The sequence below is a fragment of the Hymenobacter sp. 102 genome, assembly GCF_049949205.1.
GTDB lineage: Bacteria > Bacteroidota > Bacteroidia > Cytophagales > Hymenobacteraceae > Hymenobacter.
The window spans coordinates 1,208,027-1,232,329 of record NZ_CP188172.1 but is presented as its reverse complement, the minus strand read 5'-3'; the positions used below and the strand labels follow the sequence as shown (position 1 = coordinate 1,232,329).

14 protein-coding genes are annotated in these 24,303 nt (G+C 63.2%); 6 read left to right on the top strand and 8 right to left on the bottom strand.

Annotated features, from left to right (window positions below):
* The first annotated feature begins 49 nt into the window (after positions 1–49).
* The 5 genes from ACN19L_RS05355 to ACN19L_RS05335 all read left to right on the top strand — a co-directional run bounded on the left by ACN19L_RS05355 (position 50) and on the right by ACN19L_RS05335 (position 6,917).
* Positions 50–607: a heavy metal-binding domain-containing protein gene (locus tag ACN19L_RS05355; RefSeq protein ID WP_426492500.1), complete on the top strand. Its 558-nt coding sequence runs from the start codon at positions 50–52 to the stop codon at positions 605–607.
* 102 nt (positions 608–709) lie between these two features.
* Positions 710–1,951, top strand: coding sequence for a TolC family protein (locus tag ACN19L_RS05350; RefSeq protein WP_426492499.1), 1,242 nt, complete (start codon positions 710–712; stop codon positions 1,949–1,951).
* A 1-nt stretch (position 1,952) separates the two neighbouring features.
* Positions 1,953–2,564, top strand: coding sequence for a hypothetical protein (locus ACN19L_RS05345; RefSeq protein WP_426492498.1), 612 nt, complete (start codon positions 1,953–1,955; stop codon positions 2,562–2,564).
* Entirely contained in the window at positions 2,548–3,693 is a 1,146-nt protein-coding gene (locus tag ACN19L_RS05340; protein ID WP_426492497.1) for an efflux RND transporter periplasmic adaptor subunit, read from the top strand. The genes ACN19L_RS05345 and ACN19L_RS05340 overlap by 17 nt, the downstream gene beginning before the upstream one ends.
* A 2-nt stretch (positions 3,694–3,695) precedes the next feature.
* Entirely contained in the window at positions 3,696–6,917 is a 3,222-nt protein-coding gene (locus ACN19L_RS05335) for an efflux RND transporter permease subunit (RefSeq protein ID WP_426492496.1), read from the top strand.
* Positions 6,918–7,306: 389 nt separating this feature from the next.
* Here ACN19L_RS05335 and ACN19L_RS05330 read toward each other — a convergent pair whose 3' ends face one another.
* Entirely contained in the window at positions 7,307–11,812 is a 4,506-nt protein-coding gene (locus tag ACN19L_RS05330; protein ID WP_426492495.1) for a DUF7619 domain-containing protein, read from the bottom strand.
* A gap of 184 nt (positions 11,813–11,996) precedes the next feature.
* Positions 11,997–12,557 (bottom strand): hypothetical protein, encoded by a 561-nt coding sequence (locus ACN19L_RS05325; RefSeq protein WP_426492494.1) that lies wholly within the window; start codon positions 12,555–12,557, stop codon positions 11,997–11,999.
* A 433-nt stretch (positions 12,558–12,990) separates the two neighbouring features.
* Between ACN19L_RS05325 and thiL the strand changes: the two genes are divergently transcribed.
* A complete protein-coding gene (gene thiL / locus ACN19L_RS05320) occupies positions 12,991–14,013 on the top strand; it encodes a thiamine-phosphate kinase (RefSeq protein ID WP_426492493.1) in 1,023 nt (340 codons plus the stop codon).
* Positions 14,014–14,158: 145 nt separating this feature from the next.
* Here thiL and ACN19L_RS05315 read toward each other — a convergent pair whose 3' ends face one another.
* The 6 genes from ACN19L_RS05315 to ACN19L_RS05290 form a co-directional block, all read right to left on the bottom strand.
* Positions 14,159–14,728 carry a transposase gene (locus ACN19L_RS05315; RefSeq protein ID WP_426492492.1) on the bottom strand — a complete coding sequence of 190 codons (570 nt, stop codon included), beginning with the start codon at positions 14,726–14,728 and terminating at the stop codon, positions 14,159–14,161.
* A gap of 276 nt (positions 14,729–15,004) precedes the next feature.
* Positions 15,005–15,379 (bottom strand): hypothetical protein, encoded by a 375-nt coding sequence (locus ACN19L_RS05310; RefSeq protein ID WP_426492491.1) that lies wholly within the window; start codon positions 15,377–15,379, stop codon positions 15,005–15,007.
* 12 nt (positions 15,380–15,391) lie between these two features.
* A complete protein-coding gene (locus ACN19L_RS05305; RefSeq protein ID WP_426492490.1) occupies positions 15,392–15,769 on the bottom strand; it encodes a hypothetical protein in 378 nt (125 codons plus the stop codon).
* A gap of 8 nt (positions 15,770–15,777) precedes the next feature.
* Positions 15,778–17,193: a 23S rRNA (uracil(1939)-C(5))-methyltransferase RlmD gene (rlmD, locus tag ACN19L_RS05300; RefSeq protein WP_426492489.1), complete on the bottom strand. Its 1,416-nt coding sequence runs from the start codon at positions 17,191–17,193 to the stop codon at positions 15,778–15,780.
* Positions 17,194–17,259: 66 nt separating this feature from the next.
* A complete protein-coding gene (locus ACN19L_RS05295) occupies positions 17,260–19,590 on the bottom strand; it encodes an erythromycin esterase family protein (protein WP_426492488.1) in 2,331 nt (776 codons plus the stop codon).
* 76 nt (positions 19,591–19,666) lie between these two features.
* The gene (locus ACN19L_RS05290) at positions 19,667–24,271 is read right to left on the bottom strand and encodes a gliding motility-associated C-terminal domain-containing protein (protein WP_426492487.1); all 4,605 of its coding nucleotides are present in this window, start codon (positions 24,269–24,271) and stop codon (positions 19,667–19,669) included.
* Between the last annotated feature and the right edge of the window lie 32 nt (positions 24,272–24,303).

Genomic DNA, 24,303 nt, shown 5'->3' with positions numbered 1-24,303 from the left:
GGGCCTACTGCTCTGCTTTTACCCATTTCTCATTTTTCCTGATTGCTCCATGAAACTTCAGCATTTGCTTCCCCTCGCGGCCTGCTGGCTGGTTGCCCCCGCTTCGCTACTGGCCCAGCACAGTCATAAACCCGGGACGGCGGCGCACGGCCACCAGGCGGTAGGCGAGACGCACGCGCACACTTCTCCCCACGGCGGCATTGTGCGCACGGCCGGCACCTACCACATTGAGCTGGTGCCGCAGCCCACGCAGCTGCACGTGTATCTGCTTGACGCCAAAGAAGCCACCGTGGCCACAGCCGGCACCACTGGTACCGTTATGCTCCTGACCACTGCCGGTAAAACCAGCACAGGTACGCTCACCCCGAGCGGGGACCATTTCGTTGTGGCCGTGCCAGCCGGCACCAAGGTGCGCACGGCCATCGTGAGTCTCAAGGCGAAGGGCAAGTCCTTATCGGCCCGCTTCGAGAAGCTGGACGCCGCCGCCGTTAAAACAGGCAAGGCCGTTTCAGCGGCCTACATCTGCCCGATGGAATGCGCCGGTAGTGCCAGCACCAAGCCGGGCAGTTGCCCCACGTGCGGGATGGCCCTGGTGAAAAAATCATAGGCGAGTGCGGCGGCGGCGTGTTTCTCACCCGCTCCTGTTCCACGTCGGCCGCTCGCTGCTGCAACAGCGGGCGGCTTACCGGAACGCGTTTAATCTGATTGTATGAAGTACCTTGGAATACATGCGCTACCGGGCTGGGTTGGGCTCTTTACGCTCCTGGTGGGGGCCGGCTCCGCGCGTGCCCAGACGACCCCCATCAGCCTCGACAGCGCGGAAGTGCAGAGTCTGCGCCGACATCCCCGGCTGCGGCAGGCCGAACAGGAAATTGCCGAGCAACGGGCGCTTAAGCGCGGTTCCTTCGCCCCGGCTAACCCGGACTTTCTGTTTTCGGCACCTACCGGGGAGATGTGGGCCCCGGGCGTGGTGCAGACCATTGACTTGCCCAACGTGTACCGGCGGCAACGGCAAGTAGCCCAGGCTGGCATCACTCTGGCGGAGCGCAATCGGGAAGTCAGCCGCGCTACCGTCCTGCGCGACACCCGCTCGGCGTATCTCGCGTTGCAGTTTGCCGAAGCCCAGGTGCGGCAGCTCACCTATCAGGATAGCCTGTACCAGGCCCTGCGCGTGGCTACCGAGCGGCTGTTTGCCGCCGGAGAGGTTACTTCCCTGCAGCGCATCAGCACGGACGCCGAAGCCCGGCAGGTTGCGGTGCAGCTGCAGCAGGCCACCGACGACCGACGGGCGGCTCAGCGCCGGCTGGGCTTGCTGCTGGGGCGGCCAACGGACGCACTGGTCACCAGTACCGATTTGCGGCGGACCGGCCAGGAGTTGGCGCAGACGGGCACGGCTTTGTTAGGAAGCCTGCCCGCCGAAGACAGCGCCGCATTGGTGCGCAGCCCCGCCCTGGCCGCGGCCACCCAAAACGTGGCCCTGAGTCAGTCCGGCATCAGCCTGGTACGCGCCCGCCGTACTCCTGCCCTGACCGTGGGCTACCAGAATCAGGCCTTTGAGAACTCATCCATCAGGTACCGCTTTCAGTTTGGGGTGTCAGTACCTGTTTGGTTCTGGACGTACCGCTCGCAGCTGCAAGCGGCCACGGCCCGCTCCGAGGCGGCCAGCTACCAGCTGCAAACCCAGCGCCTGGAGTTAAGTACCCAATACCAGCAGGCCCTGGCCGACACCCGCAAGTTCTCGGCTTCGCTGGCCTACTACGAGCAAACCGGCCTGCCCCAGTCGCGGGCCATCATCAGCCAGTCGCAGCGTCTGTTTCAGGCGGGCGAAATCAGCTACCTGGTTCTAATTCAGAGTCTGAACCAGGCCTTTACCATTCAGAATACTTACCTGGCCACCATCCGCGACTATCGGCAGGCCTTGGTGGAACTCACGTACCTGCGGGGTGAATAATATGAAACAACTCCTGATTTTGCTGCTGAGCCTGCTCCTGGCCGGCGCAGCCTATGCCCACGGGGGGGAAGACCACAGCGACGGCGCCAAGGCCTCCACCCCGGCCGGCGCTACTTCTTTTTCCGTGGCGGCCCTTTCCGAACAGTTCGAGGTGTTGCTCCGCTACGAGCCCCTGGAAGGCGGTAAGCCCGCCGACCTGCGCCTGTTCCTCTCCGATTATGCCACCAACGCCCCCGTGAAGGGCGCGAAGCTGACGCTGACCAACCCGGAAGACGCCACGCTGAAGTGGGCCGTGACGGAGCAGGAGCCCGGCATGTACCTGGTGGAGGGCGAGTTTCCGGCCAATAAGGCGTATAGCTTCGCCCTCAACATTGTAGCTGGCCAACAGGCAGATCTGCTGCTGCTCGAAGGCATCAAGGTCGGCGAAAAGCTACCGGCGGCGGTGGCCGCACCCACCACGGCACCATCCCTGTTTTCGTCCTGGAAAACCATCCTGGCCCTGATCGGGGCCTTTGTGCTGGGCATTGCCCTGACGATTTTTCTCATGCGTCGGCGTCGCTCGCTCGCCCCAGTATCCACTCCACCTGCTGCCGTTTATGAAAACCACGCATAAATTCCTCGCCGCCACGGCTACGGCCGGCTTGCTGCTGACGGTGCTGCTGCCGCCCCCCGCCCCGGTGCTCGCCCACGGGGGGGAAGACCACGGAGGAGAGGCAAAAGCCAGCACCGGGGTAGCCCTCACCGATGAGGTACTGCTGCCCAAGGAAAGCCAGTTCCTGTTTGAGGTGCGCACCAGCCTGGCTTCCTACTCCGCCACCTATAGCCGGGCCACGCTGTATGGCACCGTCTCGGCCGCGGCGGGTGGGGAGGGCCGCATTGTGGTGCCGCAGACCGGACGTATCGTGGGCCTGACCGCCCAGGTGGGGCAGGTAGTGCGGGCCGGGCAGACGCTTGCCGTTCTGGAGCAAACGCTGGATGCCACCCAGCAAATCGGGCTCAGCACGGAGCGGGCCAACGCCCAGGCCGAACTGCGGGCGGCCCAGCAGGACTACGCCCGGCTGCAGAGTATCGCCGACATTGCCGCCCGCAAAGATGTGGTGGCCGCCGAGCTGCGCCTGCGCCAGGCCCGCCAGAACGCAGCCATCCTCAACGGCCAGGCCCAGCAGCGGCGCGTGAGCATTACTTCCCCCGTGAGCGGCACCGTGGATGTGTTCAACCTGGCGGTGGGGCAGCAGGTAAATCAGGGTGACGAGCTGTTTCGCGTGATAAACCCCGGCAAGCTGCGCGTGGAAGCGCAGGTTTTCGCCCAGGACCTGGCCAAGATTACGCCCGGTGCCCGGTTTCGGGTCGAGGGTCTGCAGGGCCAGGCGGGGGTGCCCGCCCGCCTGGTGGTGTTCAGTAATGTGGTCAACCCCGTCAACCAGGCCCGGCAGCTCATCCTTGAGCTTGATGCGGCCCAGGGTAGCGCCTACCGTCCCGGCCAGGCCGTGAATGTGCAGGTTGTGGGGCAGGATGGCCAGGGGGCCCAGCAACTGGTAGTGCCTACTTCGGCGGTGACGGACCTGAACGGGAAGCCGGTTGTGTTCGTGCATACCGAGCCGGAACGCTTCAAGATTCGCTACGTGCAGCCCGGCAGCATCAGCGGGGAGCAGACAGTCCTGCTGCAGGGAGAGGTCAACGAAAACGACCGGGTCGTGACCCAGGGTACCTACCAGCTGAAGTCCATCTACCTCAATCAGTAAGGATGCTCGACCAGATAATTCGCTTTGCCCTGCAGAACCGCCTGCTCATGCTGGCCTTTGCGCTGGGCCTGCTCATTGCCGGCAGCTACACCACGCGTCAGCTGCCGGTGGACGTGCTGCCCGACCTGGACCGCCCCCGCGTGACGGTGTTTCTGGAAGCCCCGGGCATGGCCCCGGAGGAGGTAGAAGCCCTGGTAACGCTGCCGGTGGAAACGGCCCTGAACGGGGCCACCGGCGTGTCGGCCGTGCGCTCCAACTCGGCCATTGGCCTGGGCATGGTGTTCGTGGAGTTCGACTACGGCACCGACATTTTCACGGCCCGCCAGATTGTAAGTGAAAAGCTGCAAACCACCGGGGAGCAGCTGCCCACCGGCATTACGCCGGTGCTCGGTCCCATCTCCTCGGTGATGGGCCAGATCATGCTCGTGGGCCTCACGGGCGGACAGCAGACCAATGCCGCCGACCTGCGCACCCTGGCCAACTACACCGTCCGGCAGCGGCTGCTCAGCATTCCCGGGGTTGCCCAGGTTATTCCCATCGGCGGCGACAACCTGCAGTACCAGGTGCTGCTGGACATGCCCCGCCTGAACGCCACCAGCATTACGGTCAACCAGGTAGAGGAAGCACTGCGCAAATCCAACCTGAACACCACGGGCAACTTCTTTGACCGCAACGGCTCCGAGGTGCTCATCCGCAACCTGGGCCGGCTACGCTCAGTGCAGGACATTGAGAACATCATCGTGGGCTACCGGGACCAGTCCCCGGTGCGGGTGGCCGACATTGCCAAGGTGGAGTTCGGCGCTCGTTTCAAGCGCGGCGACGGCAGCGTGAACGGCAAGCCGGCCGTCATCCTGAGTATTGAGAAGCAGCCGGGTGCGGCCACGGCCGGCTTAACGCAGGCCGTGGAGAAAGCCTTGCTGGAGCTGAAGCCCTCCTTGCCCAAGGATGTGCAGGTAAATACCCGCCTGTTCAAGCAGTCGGAATTCATTGAGTCGTCCATCACCAACGTGGAAGAGGCGCTGCGCGACGGGGCCATCTTGGTGGTTATCGTGCTGTTTGCCTTCCTGCTGAACGTGCGCACCACATTTATCTCGCTGGTTGCCATTCCCTTGTCCTTGCTGGTGACGGCCCTGGTTTTCCGGCTGGCGGGCATCAGCATCAATACCATGACGCTGGGCGGCCTGGCCATTGCCATTGGTGAGCTGGTGGACGACGCCATTGTGGACGTGGAAAACGTGTACCGGCGCCTGCGCGAAAACCGGCAACTGCCCCAGCCCCGCCCGGTGCTGCAGGTCATCTACGCCGCCTCCTCCGAAGTGCGCAATTCCATCGTGTACGCCACCATCATCGTGGTCCTCGTATTTCTGCCTTTGTTTGCGCTGGAAGGCATGGAAGGCCGCATTTTCGCGCCGTTGGGCATTGCCTACATCACCAGCATCGTGGCCTCGCTGTTTGTGTCGCTCACCGTTACCCCGGTGCTGTGCTACTACCTGCTGCCGAAGATGAAGCAGATGGAGCACGCCGAAACGGATGGGGCGCTGGTGCGCTGGTTGAAGAAAAAGGATACGCGCCTGCTGGAATGGGGACTGACGCATCCTAAGCTGGTGCTCACCACCACGGGCCTGCTGTTCATCATGGCCACGGCCATGGTACCGTTCTTCGGCACGGAGTTTCTGCCCCCCTTCAACGAAGGCTCGCTGACGGTTAACTTCTCGGCGCCGGCCGGCACTTCGCTCACCGAGTCCAACAGGCTGGGTACCCTGGGGGAGGAGCAGATGCTCAAAATTCCGGAAGTGGCCTACACGGCCCGTCGCACGGGCCGGGCCGAGCTTGATGAGCACGCCGAGTCGGTGAATAACTCGGAAATTGAGGTGGCCTTTAAGACGGAGGAGGAACTGGAGAAGGAAGGCAAGCAGATGCGCAGCCGCGACGAAATCCTGGCCGACATGCGCCAGCGCCTGAGTTTGATTACCGGCGTCAACGTCAACATCGGCCAGCCCATCTCGCACCGGCTGGACCACCTGCTGTCAGGCGTGCGCGCCCAGGTAGCCATCAAGGTATTCGGCAACGATCTGCTGGAACTGCGGCGCTACGCCAACGAAATCAGGAGCGTAGCCAGCACGGTACCGGGGGTGGTGGACCTGCAGGTAGAAAAGCAGGTGCAGATTCCGCAGCTGCTGATCCGGCCCCGCGACGAGGCGCTGCGAGCCTATGGGATGGAGCGCGGCGAAGTGGTGCAAGACCTGGAAACGCTGTTTCAGGGCGCGGTGGTTTCGCAGATGCTCGACGGGCAGAAGCGCTTCGATCTGGTGGTGAAGCTCCCGGAAGCGCAGCGCAACGACATTGCCGCCATTTCGCAGACGCGCATCGAAACGCCTTCCGGAGCCCTGATTCCCGTCAGCCAGGTTGCCACCATCAGCTACGAGCCGGGTCCCAATACCGTCAACCACGAGAACACCCAGCGGCGGATTACCATTTCGCTGAACGTGGCCGAGCGCGACCTGGGCTCCACCGTGCAGGAGATTCAGCAGAAAGTCAGCCAGCAGGTGAAGCTGCCGGCGGGTTACTACCTTACGTACGGGGGGCAGTTTGAGAGTCAGCAATCAGCTTCGCAGAAGATTCTCTGGCTGAGCTTGTTCTCGCTGGCCGGCATCTTTCTGGTGTTGTTCTCCCACTTCAAGTCCAGCTACATGGTGGGGCAGATCATGCTCAACATTCCGCTGGCCCTGATCGGCTCGGTGGTGGCCGTGCTGCTCACGGGCGGTACGTTCAGCATTGCCTCGCTCGTGGGTTTCATCACCCTCACCGGCATTGCCTCCCGCAACGGCATTATGATGATTTCGCACTACATCCACTTGGTAGAGCATGAGGGCGAGAAGTTCGGCAAGGACATGATCATCCGCGGCTCGCTGGAGCGCCTCGTGCCCGTGCTGATGACCGCCTTGGTCGCTGCGCTGGCGCTGGTGCCGCTCACGCTGGCCAAGGATGCCCCGGGCAAAGAGATTCTCTACCCCGTGGCCACCGTGATTCTGGGAGGACTGCTGAGCTCCACCTTCCTCGATATTATCGTCACGCCGGTGGTGTTCTGGCTGGTGGGCGAGAAAGCGTTGGCGCAGTATTTCGCCTCTCACCGGGAAGCCGGCCTGGGAGACCACCCGCAGGAACTGGATGCGCAGCCGTTGACCCCACCGTCGGACAGGAATCCCGTGCTTCCGGTCGGATAAGCTAGGTGCTGCTGTTGCTGAAGGAATCCGACCGGAAGCTACGGTTAGCATGGCCCGCGACGCTGACTTTTGCGCCGTCATAATTCAACGGAACGCTGTTGAGCGGTGGTAGATCCTCACCTACGCAGTAGTAGGTCCGCTTGCAGCTTATCGTTGAGGAGTACTACCGGCCAGCCAAGCAGGAATCACCGGGGGCTTCCCATATTCGGGTCTGCCAAAACCCGCTCTACAACTTAGTAGAGCGGGTTTTTATTTGCTGTTAACAGTTTCACCATCCCACTATCTGTTCGCCAGGTTTTCCGGCCATGCCGGGCAGCTACCACGGGGGAGCCTGGCGTCGGGTAAGCCGGAATTTCAGATTCTACGTCGGCAGCACATTGCGCTGGTGGCTACAGCCGGGCCAGGCGCTTGACAACCCGCCCGGCGGGAGTGTCGATAAGAACAGTGTACAGGCCGGCCTGGCAGTGCGCCAGGGAAACAGTCAGCTCGGAAGCCACCGCCGATGAAACAACCGCCGTAGCGGCCAGTCGGCCCAGAGCATCGTACACGCGCACCCGCTCCACAATAAAATCGGCGTGTTGCCAGCTGACGGTTACCTGAGTGGCAGCCGGATTGGGGTACAGTGTAACAGCCTCCGCCAGCGGCAATGCCTGCACGCTGAATGCCCCGGCTGACTGACCCCGCCCCCCGGCCCCGGCGACTGTCAGCGTACCCGTGCTGGCTCCACGCGGTACCAGTACTTCCGCGGTGGTAGCCGTGGCGCGCACAATGCGGGCTACCCGGCCAGCAAGCAGGATGGTATCCGGCCTGTTTTCCTCCAGGAAGTTGCGCCCCGAGAGCGTGATGGTGGTGCCAACCGGACCTTGGATGGGGCTGAATCCGGTGATGACGGGAGCCGGTATCAGGCTGAAAGCCGTTGGCGTATGCGTTTGGCCACCCGGCGTTTCTACCCGGATGGCACCAGCTTGCGCCTGCGCGGGCACCCGCACGAGCAGGCGCGTTGTGGAGGCCTGCAGCACAGTGGCCGGCTGATTTCCCCCAAACAGAACGGTATTGCGCGTGGGGCTTTCGGCAAAGTTGGTGCCGGTGAGAAGAACGGAAGCCCCGGTGCGGGCCCGACCCGGCACTGTGCCGCTGATGGTAGGCGGAAGCCAGATGATGAACGGCTGGGCGCTGCTTATCTGCCCGCCCAACGTCCGTACGCTGATGCTGCCGGAGGTAGTGCCGGTGGGTACTTCCACCTGCAGACTGCCGCTGCTGGCCTGCAGAATCCGGGCCGGAACGCCATTAAAGGTAACCGTATCCTGCGCGGCTAGGGCTGAAAAGTGGGTGCCCGTTACAGTAACCAGGGTGCCTGGGCGGCCCTCATGGGGCACAACGCTGACAAGCGTTGGGGGCTGAAATACGATAAAGCTGGCTGCGGTGCGGGTAGTGCCATCGGCCGTTGTGAGCGTTAGTGGCCCAGAGGTAGCCCCGGCCGGTACCCGCACCGTAAGGCTGCCGCCAGTGGTGCTGAGTACGGGAGTGGCAAAGCCGTTAAACCAGACGCGGTTGGTGGTGGCATCGGCCGCAAAATTATATCCCGTGAGCGTTACCAGCGTACCAGCGCGGCCCTGAACCGGCACTACGGCCGTAATAGCGGGTGCTGCCAGCACGCCCGGATACGACAGTGCCACCGTTGGCTCCACGCGCAGGGGAACGTCGTAGATGCGGTTGGTAGTGGTGTTGGTGCGGACGGGCTCATTGTAGTCGAAGAAAATATCGGCGGCATTATCAATGCGGGTGCGGGGCGGCAGGCCGGCTTTGGGCCGGAGGCTGAACTGCACGAATCCGTTGCTGCCCGCCTGATTCCGGGCGCTGTCCGGCAGCATAATTCCCTCGAACGTGAAGGTGAGCACCGGCCGCGGCCGGCCCGTTACCGTGAGGCGGTACGGATGAGATACCGCACCGACCTGCAGCGTACTGATATCCAGCCCGGCGGCCAGCGTATCCACCACTACCACGCGATAGGCTACATCAGTGCCCGTATTCTGAAACCGGATCTTGTAGCGCAGGGCTTCGGCCGTGGGGGTGTAGCGCTGAGCCGTTACGCCCTCAGGTACTACCTGTTTGTCGTTGGGGTCAAAGGAGTCGAGAATGGGCTGGCAGTCCGCCGCCGCTTCGGGCGGCAGCGCATCCGGGGGCATGGCCCGCATAGCGGGGCTGGGTTGGTTGCCGGTTCGTAGCGCGGCTATTTCCACGGTAGCACTGGCCAGCCGGCCGTGCGGGTGGTTAGCCGGCTGATCGGCCTCTACCCGCACCACGGGCCGGGTGGCGCTCCAGCGCAGCACCAGACTATCGCCGGCGGCCAGGGAAATGCGGCGCAGCAAAGCCAGTTCGGCATCCTGGTAGATGCGCAGGCCCAGACTATCGGTAGTGGGGCCGGAGCCCTGGTTGCGCACTACAAAGCGCACCTGATTTCCGGCCACCACATGGCCCGTAACGGCCATCGACGCGCCATTCCAGCCCAACGGGGCCGGGTAGGAGCTCACTGGCTGAATCCAGGCGCGGGTGCATACGGTGAGGCCCCGCACGGCCGGATTGCCGCAGCTCACGGAATCCTGAATATGAATGGTGCCGGACTGGTTGGGCTGCAGTGGGCCCACCTGAAATACGTAGTGACCCGCCGCGTTGCGGGTATAGGGAATATCGGCTTTGATAAAGGCTACTTCCGCGGGCAGGGCCACAGTTACCGTTGCGTCGGAGCTGGGGGCGAAGCCGGTGTTGGCGTAGCTCACGGCCGTGGTGCTACGGAAGCAGCGCCGCCGCCGGTCGGAGGATACGTTAACCGTCAGGAAAGGGCTGGTGCTGATCTGATTGCCGAAGTCAGGCCCGGTTTCCGTGCGGCCGTAGGCGTGGAAGGCCACCGTAGCGGGGCCGGCGCAAAGCTGCTGCACCACCTTGCCGGGCTGCGGCGGTGGCAGCAGCTGACGTACAGTGTAGGTGCCGGTATCCACGGCCAGGGTGTACACGCCGTTTTCATCGGTGAGCCCGTACGCGCCGCCCGGCTCGGCCGTTACCAGCATATAGGGCAGGGCCGGCTCGTTGAGCTGCTGCAGGCAGTCGTTATTCAGATCCTGAAATACCTTGCCCGTAATATAATTCTGGAAGGGTAGGGTGGTGGGTGTATAAAAGCGCAGCACATCGTGGCCCCAGCGGGCGCAGGTAAGCCAGGTTCCGCTCTGGTTGATGGTGATAAGCGAAGGGCTGGCTCCGATATCAAGTTTTACCTGCCGGTTGCTATTGCCCTCAAACATGGTAATGTAATCGTTGCGGCCGATGCTGGCGTACACGTTGCCGGCACCGTCCACGGCCAGGCCCGCATCGCCCGGGGAGAGATATGGAGAGCCCTGAAAAGAGGGCGGAAACTTTGACAGGAACTCGCGGAGCAGTTGCCCCGAGGAGCTGAATTTCTGCACCCGGTGGCCCGCACCGTCCGAAACGTACACGTTGCCCCGGTAATCCAGCACCAGGCCGCGGGGAGCGTAAAACTGACCCGGACCGGGCCCGCTGCCGCTGCCTCCGGCCCCAATCATCTGGAGAAACTGCCCCTGCGCGGAGTATTTCCGGACCCCGCTGTAGTAGTCCAGCACGTACAGGTTGCCGCCCGCATCCACGGCCACATCGGAGGGCATGTAGCCGTTGGGGTTGGTTTGAGGATTGGGCAGGGAGATTTTGCCGGTAAATCGGCCCTGCGCGTCAAATTTCTGCACGCAGGGCACAGAGTTCAGCCCCTCCAGCACGTACACGCTGCCGTACCTATCCACTGCAAAGCTGGTCAGTACGCCGGTAAAGGGGCCGCTGCCCTGGCCCACGCCATCAGTAACGGCCAGCTGCTGACCGGCGGGACTCATCTTAACGATACGCGGCTGATTGTAGGCAAGGTAGTAGATGTTGCCAGCCTCGTCCTGCCGCATGCGGTTGCCAAATACGCCGGCATTGCCCCACCTGCCCAGCACATCGCCTCCCGGGCTAAGCTTGCGAATAGAGCTGTAGCTGTTGCTCGGCTCCCGGTCGTAGGCGTCGAGGGCGTACACGTTGCCGGCGGCATCCAGACCCAGGGCCATGTGCACGCCGCCGTAGCTGCCGCTGCCGGCCCCGAAGGCCCCCAGGTGCACTCCCTTGGCGGAGTAGCGCTGGATAGCAGCCAAACGCGAGCTGACCACGTACAGGCTGCCCGCCGCGTCAATTTCCAGGCCAATGGTGGTATCGTAGGTTGGGTTGCCAGGTAGCCGCAGTGAGAGGGTTTCCAGCAACTGGCCCGCGGGACTCAGCCGAACGGCTGTATAGTTTTTATTGAGTACGTACACGCTGCCATCGGGAGCGAGCTGCACATCGGCGGGCTGCACCAGGGCCTGGGCGCCGGTGGGCGCGTACACCCACTGCACCTGTCCGGTAGGGCTCAGCTTTTGCAGGCGGTTGTTGTCAGTATCGGCCACGTACAGGTTGCCGTCGGCATCCGCGGCTATGCCCTCGGGCTGGCGGAACTGCCCCGGAGCGGTGCCCGTCTGACCAAACTGCGCGAGCGAGTCGCCGGTGGCACCGTACTGGCGCACGAATCCCTGTTCCCGGTTCAGCACAAAAATGTGGCGGCGGTGGTCCAGGGTCAGGGAGCGGTAGTCGGGGGCGCGAGTGCGGGAACGGAGCGGAATGGTGCGCAGAAAGCGGCCCGCCGCATCCAGCTGAATAAGGCCCGTACGGTCCAGCACGTGCATGGTTCCATCGGGCCCAACCTGAATATCCTGCGGGAAATCTATCGGTGCCCCCAGCATCCGCTCTAACCGGAAGCCAGGCAGCTGGGCGAAGGTACAGGTGTGGAGTAGCAGGAAACAGAATAGTAGTAGCTGTTTTTCCATAGAGTACCGGATGGAAGGAATAAGGCCAGGCAAGCGGTGTGCGCCGGCCCGGAAATAGTTTCTCGGGAGCAAATGTACCGGAACAATTGGCTCCGGCACAATCCACAAATTGCCAGCTGCAGCCGGATGGTGCTGCAACTGGCAATCAGTGGCTTAGCGTAAAGGTGCGGGGCCGCCCCGCCGGTCAGTTCTGCAGGGTGAACAGTGGCAGAGGGGTAAGCTTCGCGTACCGGCCGCCCAGCTGCTGCAGCTCGGAAGCGTGCACCTGCAGGTAGTTGTTGAAGCGGGTGGCCGCCTCATCGTAGCGCACCCGGTAGCTTACCAGGTCGGTATCGGCGGTCTGTATCTGGGCCGTGAGTTGGGCTACCACCGAGCCGGACTCAGTTTGGGTAGGTACTAAGGCATACACCACCCGCAGCAACGAGTCCTGGGCCGCGTCGTAGGCATCAATCCGGGCCGATTCGGCCATCGTCTGGCGGGAGTAGCGCAGGCGTGGGAGCCGGTCGTTGGCGTATTGCAGCCGGGCCAGTTGGGGGCGGTTGGCGGCAGGCTGGGCAGTCAGCTCCCGCAGCAGTTGGCGGGTAGTGCGCTGTTTGGCATCGTCGGAGGCCTGCATCTCATTCCAGCGGGCGTCCACGCTATCCTGCAGAATATCCAACTGCACTTTCACGGCCTGGGCCGAGGCCGGGTCCAATGGTTTGGGCGTACGGTTACAGCCGGCAGCCAGCAACGCAGCCAGCAACATAGTCAGAACGGGAAGACGAAGCATGCTTAACTGACGAATCGAGAGTGAGTATAGGCGTCCAACGCAAATCAGGCGAAAAACAATCAAAAGGAGAATACGACTGCCGCTGAAGCCGGTAATTTTTCCGGCCGGTAAAGCAGCCTCCACTGTTCGGGCGTGCTGAGCGCGGGGCAGATGCCCGGGCGGTACGCCGTGCAGTGCACCTCCCGGGCTGGTTCGTGGAGGAATGTAAGGGGTTGATAATAAAGCGTTTTTTCCAAGGTGATTTGCAGAATATGCTGCAATTAGCGCTCCGGGGTGGGGGGTGGCGGTTTTTGTTTGCGGGCTGCCCCCGCATCCCACTCTACCGGTTTTGTACCTTTGCGCCTCGGCAACACCGTATAGTGGTTTCTGCATCACCATTCGGCTCACATCCGCTCAATTTGTAGTTACTATGACACCTTTGGATAAAGTAGGGGAGTTCGGCCTGATTCGCCGGATTCAGGAAACCGTGCAGCTCACCCAGCCCAGCACTGTGCTGGGTATCGGCGACGACGCCGCCATTCTGGCCCCGCCGGCCGGGCAGGAAGTGGTTGTCAGCACCGATTTGCTGGTGGAAGGCGTGCATTTCGACCTCACGTTCTGCCCGCTCAAGCACCTGGGCTACAAAGCCGTGGCCGTCAACGTATCGGACGTGGCCGCCATGAACGCTACGCCTTCCCAGCTGGTAGTGGCCGTGAGCGTGCCCGCCCGGTTCTCGGTGGAGGCCGTGGAAGAGCTGTACCAGGGTATCCGACTGGCCTGCGAGGCCTACAACGTGGATTTGGTAGGCGGCGACACCACCGGCAGCCGCGCGGGCCTTACCATCAGCATTACGGCCCTGGGCCTGGCCGAAGCCGGCAAAGCCGTGCGCCGTAGCGGGGCCGGGGCCAACGACCTGCTCTGCGTAACCGGCGACCTGGGCGGGGCTTACCTGGGTTTGCAAGTGCTGGAGCGCGAAAAGCAAGCCTGGCAAGCCGACCCCGAAACCCAGCCCGAACTGGATAAATACCCCTACGTATTGCAGCGCCAGCTCCGCCCCGAGGCCCGCATGGACGTGGTGCACGAGCTGCGCGACCTGGGCGTGGTGCCCACCAGCATGATTGACATTTCCGACGGGCTGGCCTCCGAGGTGCTGCACCTCTGCCAGGCCAGCGGCACCGGGGCCCGCGTGTTCACCGAAAACCTGCCCATTGCCAACCCCAGCCTGGAAGTGGCCAACGAGTTCAACCTCGACCCCATCATGTGCATGCTCAACGGCGGCGAAGACTACGAGCTACTCTTCACCGTGCCCCTCGCCGACCACGCCAAAATCAAAAACCACCCCGATATCACCATCATCGGCCACATGGTGGATAAGAGCGAAGGGGCCAACCTCATCACCAAAACCGGCCAGCCCATCCCGCTGCGCGCCCAAGGCTTTCAGCATTTCGAGTAGGCCATGGTGAGGTCCTACGAGTTGCCGCAGGCCTCGTAGGACCACTCTCGTTGCTGAGGTTGCTCAGGATATGCTGCTCATTCTTGTTCAACGAAAGTGGTCTTTCGAGGCCTGCGGCAACTCGTAGGACCACATCCTGCCGAACCTAGAACAGATCTGTTGCCACGTCATCGGGCAGTGTTTGCAGGATGAATCTGCCTATTTCTGCCGGCTCGTCAGGCAAATTCAGCAATTCCCGGGCGGCGGCGAAATCACACAAGGTGCCGGCCCGCAGGCCAGCATAATCCGGGTACGACGACCACACCCACTGCTGGGCATTGCGGGCCAGTCCTGCCCGTAGCGGGTTCTGGTGGATGTAGCAGAAACATATGCTGGCGTACTGCTCGGTGTCCAGTTCCTTGGCGCGGGTGTGCTGCTGAAACAGGGAACCAGTGCGGCATTCCTGGCGCTGAATGGCGCGCGTGTAGGAGGATAACCACGTCCGGAGTGCCTGACTATATGCCGGCGAGTTGAAATCATCCGGGGTGGCCAGCAGCAAGTGAAAATGGTTGGGCATCAGGCACCAGGCCAGAATGCGTACGTGTGGTGACACATACTGTCGCATCTTCACCAGGAAGTAGCGGTAATTCTCGGGCTTGTAGAAAAGCAGCTCCCGATTATTGCCCCGGTTGTATACGTGGTAAAGTTTGCCGGGCTGAAGAGTAAGGCTTGGCATAACAGCATACACATAAGAATGCAATAAGGTAGAGATAAGAACTGAGAGGTCCTACGACATCCGCGCAGCGGGTCGTAGGACCTCTTTCGTTGAACAATACCGGCCGGGATGCGGCCGATGTGGTAAAGCGCATTTCGGTCGTAGAACCCTCCTCGTTGAATAATACCCCCAAAGTGTCTGGCCGGGCGTCAGTAACTTCAGCAACTTCTGCAACCTCAGCAACGAGAGTGGTCCTACGACCCGCTGCGCGGATGTCGTAGGACCACAACGTGCTGGTTAGTCCTCCGGATAGGGCACGTACACGAAGTTGGTGAACTCCTCGTCCAGCACGAACAGGCAGCAGTACTCGTCGGCGTCGCGGTAGGTTTGCTGGAAGGCTTCAATGCCATTCTCGTTGATGATGCCCTGCTGCACGAACAGCTCCAGGTAACTGGCGAACACATGCCACTCCAGGTTCAACTCGTCGGCGTTGATGAGCAGGCCGCCCAGCGGTACTTCCTGGCGGGCAAACACGAAAATGGGGTACTTGGAGATATCCCGCTTCCGAATCTGCGAGGAAGCCTCGCTCAGCGTATCGGAAACCGTAGCAAAATCCTTGGTAATGGTGCCCAGGTATTTGCCGTTCAGTTCAGGGTCTTTGGTGTAGTCCATGTGGTCAGCTTTTTACCGCAATTGGGTTAGCAAAGCAGTTATTTTTCGAAGAATCAAACGGAAAATATTCGCAGTTGGCTTAGCCGGTATGTCATGCAGACTGCTAGTTATTCTTCGCAGAAATAGGATGTTTGGTTCAGTCAGAGAAAGAACAATGGCGCGTGTTTGTTCGCCCTCATCATCCTGTAACCACACTTCAATTCCATTTTTTAAGTTTTTGTAAACGGCCTTCGCGTTCAACGCTCTTGCTGTTGCTTCGAATGAATTTGACGCCGGACTGTTGTTGCCGGTCCAAGTGCCTTCCAGATACCACATATCCGGCACCACGTTCTGCAGAACGCCAATTTCTTGGTTCTGCCAAATAATAGAAATCAGATAATGAGCAGCCACGCCCGGCATTACCGCAGCTCCAGCAACACCACATTCTCCACGTGGTGGGTGTGGGGGAACATGTCTACGGGCTGCACGTTCACCACTTTATACGCCTCATCCAGCAGCTCCAGGTCGCGGGCCTGGGTGGCGGGGTTGCAGCTCACGTACACGATGCGGGGGGCGCGCATTTCCAGGAGGCGCTGCACCACGTCCTCGTGCATGCCGGCGCGGGGCGGGTCGGTAATTACTACGTCGGGGCGGCCGTGCTTTTCAATGAACTCGGCGTTGAGCACATCCTTCATATCACCGGCGTAGAACTCGGTGTTGGTGGTGCCGTTGATGTCGGAGTTCACGCGGGCATCGGCCACGGCCTGCTCCACGTACTCCACGCCCACCACATGGCGCGCCTGCCTTGATACGAAGTTGGCAATAGTGCCAGCCCCGGTGTAGAGGTCGTACACCAGCTCGGTGCCCGTCAGCTGGGCGAAGTCGCGGGTGATTTTGTAGAGGTTGTAGGCCCCTTCGGAGTTGGTCTGGTAGAACGACTTGGGCCCCACGCGGAAGCGCAGGCCTTCCATTTCCTCCTCGATGTAGGGCTTACCCTTGTAGCAAACCACTTCCAGGTCGTGGAAGGTCTCGTTGCCCTTGTCGTTGAGCACGTAGTTGAGCGAGGTAATCTGCGGGAACCGCTCGTAGAGGTAGTCGAGTAGCGGCTCGATGGCCTGGTGCTGGCGGTAGCACTGCAGAATCACCATCAGCTCGCCGGTGCTGGCGGCCGTGCGGATGATGAGGTTGCGCAACAGGCCCGTCTGCTTGATGATGTTACCAAAGCGCAGCTCATGCTCCCGGGCATAGTCCCGGATGGCTAGCCGAATCTGGTTGCTGGGGTCGGGCTGTAACCAGCAGTGGTTTACGTCGATGATTTTATCGAAGCGGGCAGGCGTGTGGAAACCCAACACCCGCCGGTCGTACTGCGTGGTATCGTCCTTGATCTGGTCTTCCGTCAGCCAACCCATGAAGCTGAAGGTGTATTCCAGCTTATTGCGGTAATACGTCTGGGCCGGGGAGGGCATGATGGGAGCCACCGCCGGAATTTCTACTTTGCCGATACGCTGCAAAGTGTCTTCCACCTGCTGCTGCTTGAACTTGAGCTGGGTGTCGTAGCCGATGTGCTGCCACTTGCAGCCCCCGCACACGCCAAAATGCTCGCAGAAGGGCTGCACGCGCAGCTCGGAGTACTTGTGGAAGTGCGTGGGCACGGCTTCCAGGAAGTTCTTTTTGCTGCGGGTGATGCGCAGGTCCACCACGTCGCCGGGGGCTACCTGGGTCACAAAAATTACCAGGTTGTCGTGGCGGACGATGCACTTGCCCTCGGCCACCATGTCCTGAATCTCAATATTGCGGAGCGCCTCCGCCGGAAGTTTTTTAGCTGCTTTGTTCACAGCGGCAAAGGTAAGCACAGATGCTGCAGATGAAGCCGCAGACAGCGCAGATTCGTGCCGGCGGCACTATGGCAAGGCTGCGGCCGGGGTAGTGGCTGGCAGGTACAGGACCGCATCAAATTCCCGCCGGAGGTCGTGGCGCAGAAACTGGGTGGGCGGCAGGGGCCAGGCGGCATCGCGCAGCAGCAGGTTCTGGTGCAGCCACTGGGTACCCGCCCCCAGCGTAACCGTGCGCAGGTTCAGGAAGCTGCCGGGCATGTTGCCCGCCTGAAAAAAGGCCTCGTAGCTGCCCGGTGCGGGCGGGGCCGCCGCAACGGTGGCGCCCGCCCCGGGAGCCTCGGCGCGGATGCGGCCCGCCCCGAAGGTAGTAGCCACGGCCACGTACGCCGGACCGTAAGCCGCCCGCAGGCGCTGGCCGGTACCGGTGGTGGCCGCCAGTGCGGCGTTGTGGGCCAGCAGCAGCAGGCGCTGGCCAGCCGCCTGCTGCTGCACCCAGTACACGTTTTCGGCCAGCAGGTTGGCGCGGTACCCGCCCGCCAGTTCCGCATCGAGGGTGGTGAGGCCCACGAACTGCTCCAGCAGCTGCAGGGCGTAGCGTTGCGCAGCTTCGTCGGGTAGGGTGAGGTCGGTGTGCAGGCGGTTCTGCTCGCCGAGGGCCGTGCGCAGCTGCTGCAGGGCCGTGCGGGCGGCGGTCAGGCGGACATCGGTGGCGGCGGGGTCGGTGAAGGGGTTGAGGCGGATGCCGGCGGCGGGCAGCTGCTGCAGCAGCTGGCCCAGCGCCTGCAACTGGGTGCGAAGGGCGGTGGCGCGCTCCGGCAGCAGCTCCTGCAGCCAGGCCGTGAGGCCGGCCGGCTGCCGGCACTCCAGCCCCCATACCTGCACCGGGGCGGTGGAGCGGGCGTTGTAGGCGCGCAGCCACTGCACCAAAGCCAGGGTTTCGGCGGAATTGTACGAACCCAGGGCCTGCACCAACGGCTGCGGGTTGCCTTCGCCGGTTTGCAGGTAATGGTTGAGGGCAAGGCAGGCTGCGGCATCGGCCTCCAGGGCCACGGTTCGCAGGCCTTTCTGCTCCACCAGGTAGCGGCAGAGGCGGGCACGGAGCTGGGCGGTTTCCCGGGAGCCGGGCGAGGCCTCGCCCAGCCCCACCACGCGGGCCGGGCTCACCAGTGCCCCCAGGGCGGCCAGGTCGCGGGCGTCGCCGCCGTCGGGTTGGGTGGTACGCAGCGGGGTGGCCGCCTGCCGCAGCCAGGCCAGTTCGGCAGCGGTGGGCACGGGCGGGGCGGCGGGGTCGGGCGGGGGCGCGTAGGGCTTGCCGTTCACCAGCAGCTGCACGTTATCTACCCCCACCGGACCGGGGCCTGGTAGGTGCAGGCCCAGCGTGAGGTTGGTATAGTAGGCATTCCAGCTGGTGGGCACTTCTACCCGAAACGGCTGCCAGCCCCCCGCCGTGGCCGGGCCGAGGGGCAGCGGTACTTCCTGCAGCGGACCCCGCGCGCCGTGGCGGCTGCCCGCGCCGTTGGCTTCGGCCAGCAGGGTGTAGTAGAGCGTGGGCGGCGGGGTGGGGGCGGCGTACCGGAGCTGGCCCTGCACCACAAGGGTTTTGCCCCGCAGGTTGGAGTCGAGCGGGACCTGACCGAGGTAGGCGAAGGGCCGCGAATCGGGCGGGGTGGGCTGCAGCCGCCAGCTGAAGCGGCCGTGGGCGGGCGTGGCGGCGTCGGGCTCCAGGCGGTAGTGGGGCGAGACCGGGCCGGCTGGGGGGCGCTCAAAGTCCCAGTTGGCCTGACGGGCGGTGGCGCTCAGCAGCAGCGGCTCGGTGCCCGGCAGCGGGGCGTCGGGGTAGCGCCGGCCGGGGCCCCACTCCACCCGCACGTCATCCAGCCACACCCGGCCCTGCCCGTAAAACCGCATCCCCAGCAGCAATGAGGTGGCGGCGGCCGGCACCGGCAGCTGAATCTGCACGCGGTGCCACTCCGAGTTGAGGGGCAGGGCCGGGGAGTTGAAGTCGTCGTGGCTGGCCAGATTTTCGCCGGCCGTGCTGGCCTGGGCGTGCGCGTACAGAAACGCTTTGCCGCTGAACTGCCGGGTGCGCAGCTGCGCGCTGATGGTTACCACGCGGCCGCGCAGCGAATCAAGGGGGGCCAGGCTGGTGTACACGGCCCCGCCCTCGGGCTCCTGGGCCGCGCTGGCGTCCACCAGCAGGCTGCCCCGGCCGCTGGCGGCGGGCGTCAGCGTATCGGCCTGCAGCCGCACCGGCACGGCCGGGGCCAGGCGGGAGGTCCAGAGCAGCAGGGGCTGATGGCGGTTGACTTCGGGCTCAAAATTGAGGTTGAGCCGGGCCTGCGCGGAGCCGCTGAGTGGTACCCAGACCAGTGATATAAGCAGATACAGGTGCCGCATCAATAATGCGCTGATGATACATAAAAAGACCGCCCGGATGCATTCCGAACGGCCTTTCGTGGGTGGTTAGTGTGTGCTACCGCACAATCTCAAACCAGCCTTTGTAGCTGGTGCCATCTTCCAGCTTGAAGAAGTAGTAGTACATGCCCTGCGCCTGCTCCCGGCCGTCGTAAGTGTTGGTGTAGTTGCGGGTTTCGTACACCTGCTTGCCCCAGCGGTTGAAGATGGTGAGCGTGTTGCGCGGGTAGAGCTGCACGTTATCAATCCAGAGCACGTCGTTCTTGCCGTCGCCGTTGGGTGTAATGATGTTGTAGAAGCCCAGCTTGTTGTCGAAGCTCACGCAGGCATCGTTGGAAGCGGAAGTGCGCGGGGTGGCATCGGTGCTGATGGCCTGCACCCGGAAGCACTGGCTGAATCCGGCCGTGCTGCTGGGCAGCTCCAGGCGCAGGGTAGAGCCGCTCACGGTGGCCACCAGCTCAGCGGTGCCGTTGTCGGCCACCCGGCTCACGCGGTATTCCTTCACCGCAAAGCCCTGGTAGGCCGTCCACGTCACCTGCGCCTGGCCCACGTTGCGGCCCCCGGTGCTCTGGGTGGCCGTGGCTTTGGCGAGGATAGTGGTGTGCTCCTGGCTGCTGAGCACCGTGCCGCAGGCGTTGGTCAGGTTCAGCTGGTACTGGTAGGCTTTACTGTCGGCATCCACGCCCGTATCGGTAAACGAGGTGGCCGTGTTGGCCACGGTACCCACGGTAGTGTAGGGCCCGGTGCTGCCCGCGTCGCGGCGCCGAATCTGCACCCGGTTGGTGTTGCCGGTGTTGCTGGGCACCTGTAGCGCCAGCGTGATGCTACGGTCCTGGGCGGCGGCCTCCACCGAGGCCGAGGCCAGCTGCACGGCGGCGTTATCGGGCCGGATGGTGAAGGTGGCCGCGCAGCTCTGGCTGGTGGTTTCGGTTACGCTGAGCGTAGCCGTGGCTGAGCCGGCCGGTATATCCACCGTTACCGTGCCGCTGCCCTGCCCGCTGGTGAGGGTGCCGCCGGTAATCGTCCACTGGTACTGGCCGCCGGGCAGGGTGGTGGCGGAGTAGGTAAGGCCCGTACGGGCTTCGGGGCAGTAGCTGGCCGGGCCGGTTATGGCCAGCGGCGGCACTACCAGGAAGGTTTTGGTGTAAGGCTGGCCCACGCACCCGCTGGCGTTGGTTTCCTGGATGGTAACGGTGTAGGGTGTGGCGCTGGCGGCGGGTACGGGCAGCGTGAGCGTATTGCCGGAGCCGGTTACAGGAGCCGCGTTCAGGGTGAAGGCGTAGGTAGAACCCACTCCGCCGGGCAGTGAGAACACCACGTTGCCGGAGCCCGCGCACACCCGGGCGGGGCCGCTGATGGCCAGGTTACTGGCCGGTGAGGGCAGCACGTTCACGTATAGCGTATCACTCAGGCCCCGGCAGATGCCTCCGGCCGGGTTGCTTGATTCCGTTACCACCAGTTTAGCCAGACCTACGCGGGTAAACCGCACCTGCACTGAGGCTAGGGTGGTGCTGACCTGCGTACCGCCCACAATCTGCCAGCCATACACGGAGCCGGTGGTGTACTGCGTCTGGTAGGTGAAAGGTCCATCGGCCAGGCACACCTGCAACGGACCCGTAGGCCGCGGGGTAGCCAATTGCTGGTTTACGCGCACCGGCAGCGTTACGGTATCCGAGGAGCAGCCGAACGAATTGAGCTGAAAAGCCTTAACGGAGGCCGAACCGGTAGCACTACCCCAGTTAACGATGATGCTGGCCGTGCCCTGGCCGCTGGCAATGGTGCCGCCCGCTACCAGCCACTGATACGCCGTGTTGCGCGGATTGCGGATACTGTACTGCACACCCTGCACCGTGGGGCACACCGAGGCCGAGCCCTGAATGCTGTCGGGCAGCGGCCGTGGGTTCACCGTAACGCGCACCGTGTCGCGGGCGGAACAGCCCAGGCCGGTAGTAGCCGTTACCACGTAGGTAAGCACCAGCGGCGACTGGGTGGTATTGCGGGCCGTGAATATGGGCCGGGCCGTGGTAGCACTGCTCAGGTTGGCAGCCGGGCTCCACTGGTAGGTGTAGCCGGCCAGCGCCGCCGTGCCAATAGTCACCTGTTTTTTGTCGCACAAGGCCTGGTCAGGCCCGGCGTTGGCAACCGCTGCGGGATTTACGGTGATGGTAACCGTGCTGGTCGCTACGCAGCCTTGGGCCGTAGTGGCCGTGAGCGTATACGTGTAGGTCTGGGGGCTGACTCCGCTGTTGGGCAGGCTAAAGGTTGGCTGGGCCAGGGTTGCGCCGCTCAGGCCGGTGGCGGGGCTCCACTGGTAGGAATAGCCCGCCTGGGCCGGGCTGCCCAGTAGGGTAGCCTCGGCGGAGCACACGGTGCGGTTGCTGCCGGCATTGGCCACGGCGGCCGGATTGATGGTGATGCGCACCGTGTCGCGGGCCAGGCAGCCCTGGGCCGTAGTGGCCGTTACCACATACGTGTACACCTGTACGGTGCTGGTTGTATTGCCAAGCGTCAGGGTTGGTTGGGCTACTGTGGCACTGCTCAGGCCGGTAGCGGGGCTCCACTGGTAGGAATAGCCCGCCTGGACCGGGCTGCCCAGCGCAACTGGCGTGCCCGAACATACGGCCTGATCAATGCCGGCATTGGCTACGGCGGCCGGGTTCAGCGTGATGGTAACCGTGCTGGTAGCCGAACACCCCTGAGCCGTAGTAGCCGTGAGCGTGTAGGTGTAAAGTTGCGCGGCGGAAGTTGTATTAGCCAGGGTGAAAACCGGCTGGGCTACCGTGGCACTGCTCAGGCCGGTAGCGGGGCTCCACTGGTAGGAATAGCCCGCCTGGGCCGGGCTGCCCAGCGTAACCGGCGTGCCCGAGCAGGTAGTCTGGGCGGAGCCGACATTGGCCACGGCCGCCGGGTTCACCGTCACGGTTACCTGCCGGGTGGCCGTGCACACCCCATCCGTAGTCGATACGGTGTAGGTGGTGGTCTGAGCGGGGGCTACCGTGATGGTACTGCCGGCAAACGTCTGGCCGGTGCTGCTGGTCCAGGAATATGCCTGCCCGCCACTGGCCGTGAGCGTGGCGGAGCCCCCCGGGCAGATGCTGGTGTTCGGGCTGACGGCTAGTGGAATAAGGGTGCGGATATCCACCGTGCGCTGCACCGAATCGGTGGGGCAGCCCAGGCCGGAGACACCCCGCAGGGTGAGCGTACCGGTGCCAGCCGCATTCCAGAGCACCCGCACCGTGCTGCCCGTGCTGGTTCCTTGAATGGTGCCGCCCCGCACCGTCCAGCGGTAAGAGCCGGCTGTGGGGCCGCCTGCCACGTAGAGCAGCGGCTGCGTCCGGTCGCACACCACGGTATCCCCCAGAATCCGGTTGGGCCCGGCGGCCCGGGTTACGGTAATGCGGTACACTTCTGAAATCGTCTTGCTGCCACAGGTGTTGTCGCTCACGGACACTACCACGTCGTAGGGCGTGGCCCGGGCATCGCCGCAGCGGGTATTGAAGGCGAAGTTGCCCGTAACCGCGGCCGTGCCGGAAATGGATGCGCTGCCCACGGGGCTGCCCCCGGATACTGTTCCCTGGTTGCCATTCACGCTGAAGTCCAGTGGGCCGCCGCCATCCAGCAGCACGCTGCTGACTCGCATCGTGAGCGGCTTGCCTTCCGGGTCAGTAGAGGTAATGGCAAAGCTTAGAATGCGCCCTTCCTCTACGGTAAATTCCTTCACCGCCACCGAAGGCGGGGTAAACACGGGAGCCTGATTAGCCTGACACGGCCTGGAAACCAGCTGAATATCGCGCCGGGTGGTGCCCACCAGCACTTCCCGCCCGTTGATGGTGCGGTACTCCTTCACATCTACGGCCACTGCGTACTTGCCCAGGTTGGGCGTTGCGTAGTAGCTCAGGCCGGTGCTGGCGTTCAGGGCCGCGTAGCCGTTTGGCCCAAAGGGCCGCGTCACGCTATAGGTGGGCGCATAGGTAACCGAGGGTGGGGGCGGGGTGAAGCTGGCAAACGGGGCCTGACCCTGATAAGGAGTGCCAAATGAGTAGATCAGCCGGTCCCCGTCGGGGTCGTAGGCGTTGTTGAGCAGTATGCTGGTGTCGCCCTGGCAGATGACGGCCACGGCCGTATCCGAAAAAACCGGTGACGAGTTGGGCAGCAGGGGCGGGGCCATATCCATGTACAGCGTCAGGTTGGTAGCTCCCGGGTTCTGCAGGTTGGTTACGTCCACGTTGCGGGCTATGTCCGTGTACACGGCGTAGTACCCATCAAACGAGAGCGGCAGGTTCACGATGGTCACGTATTTGGCCAGCGTAACCCGCGGCGGCTGGCTGCCGGTCTGGGTACAGCCGCCCGGCGAAGGGGGCGTGATTTCCACGAAGCTGGTGCGGGGAATTGTTACCGCCTGAATACGGGCCCCGGCCTGCGACTTGTTGTAGAACGTAATGTCCACGGAAGCGCGCCCATCGGGGGCGGCCGAGCCGGTTTCCTTGTTCAGATATACCGTCAGTGTTACCTGGTAGCGGAACGGAGCACCAACGGGCCCATTGGCATCCAGATACTTATAGTTCATTTCGCCGCCCAGCAGGTGGGTGGCGGCAGCCGGGTGCAGAGCTGCCAGCCAGCATACCAGCAGAAGCAGACAGGTACGCAGTAAAGGTGTGCGCATAGAATAGGAAGAGAAGTAAAAAAGTGCCGGCC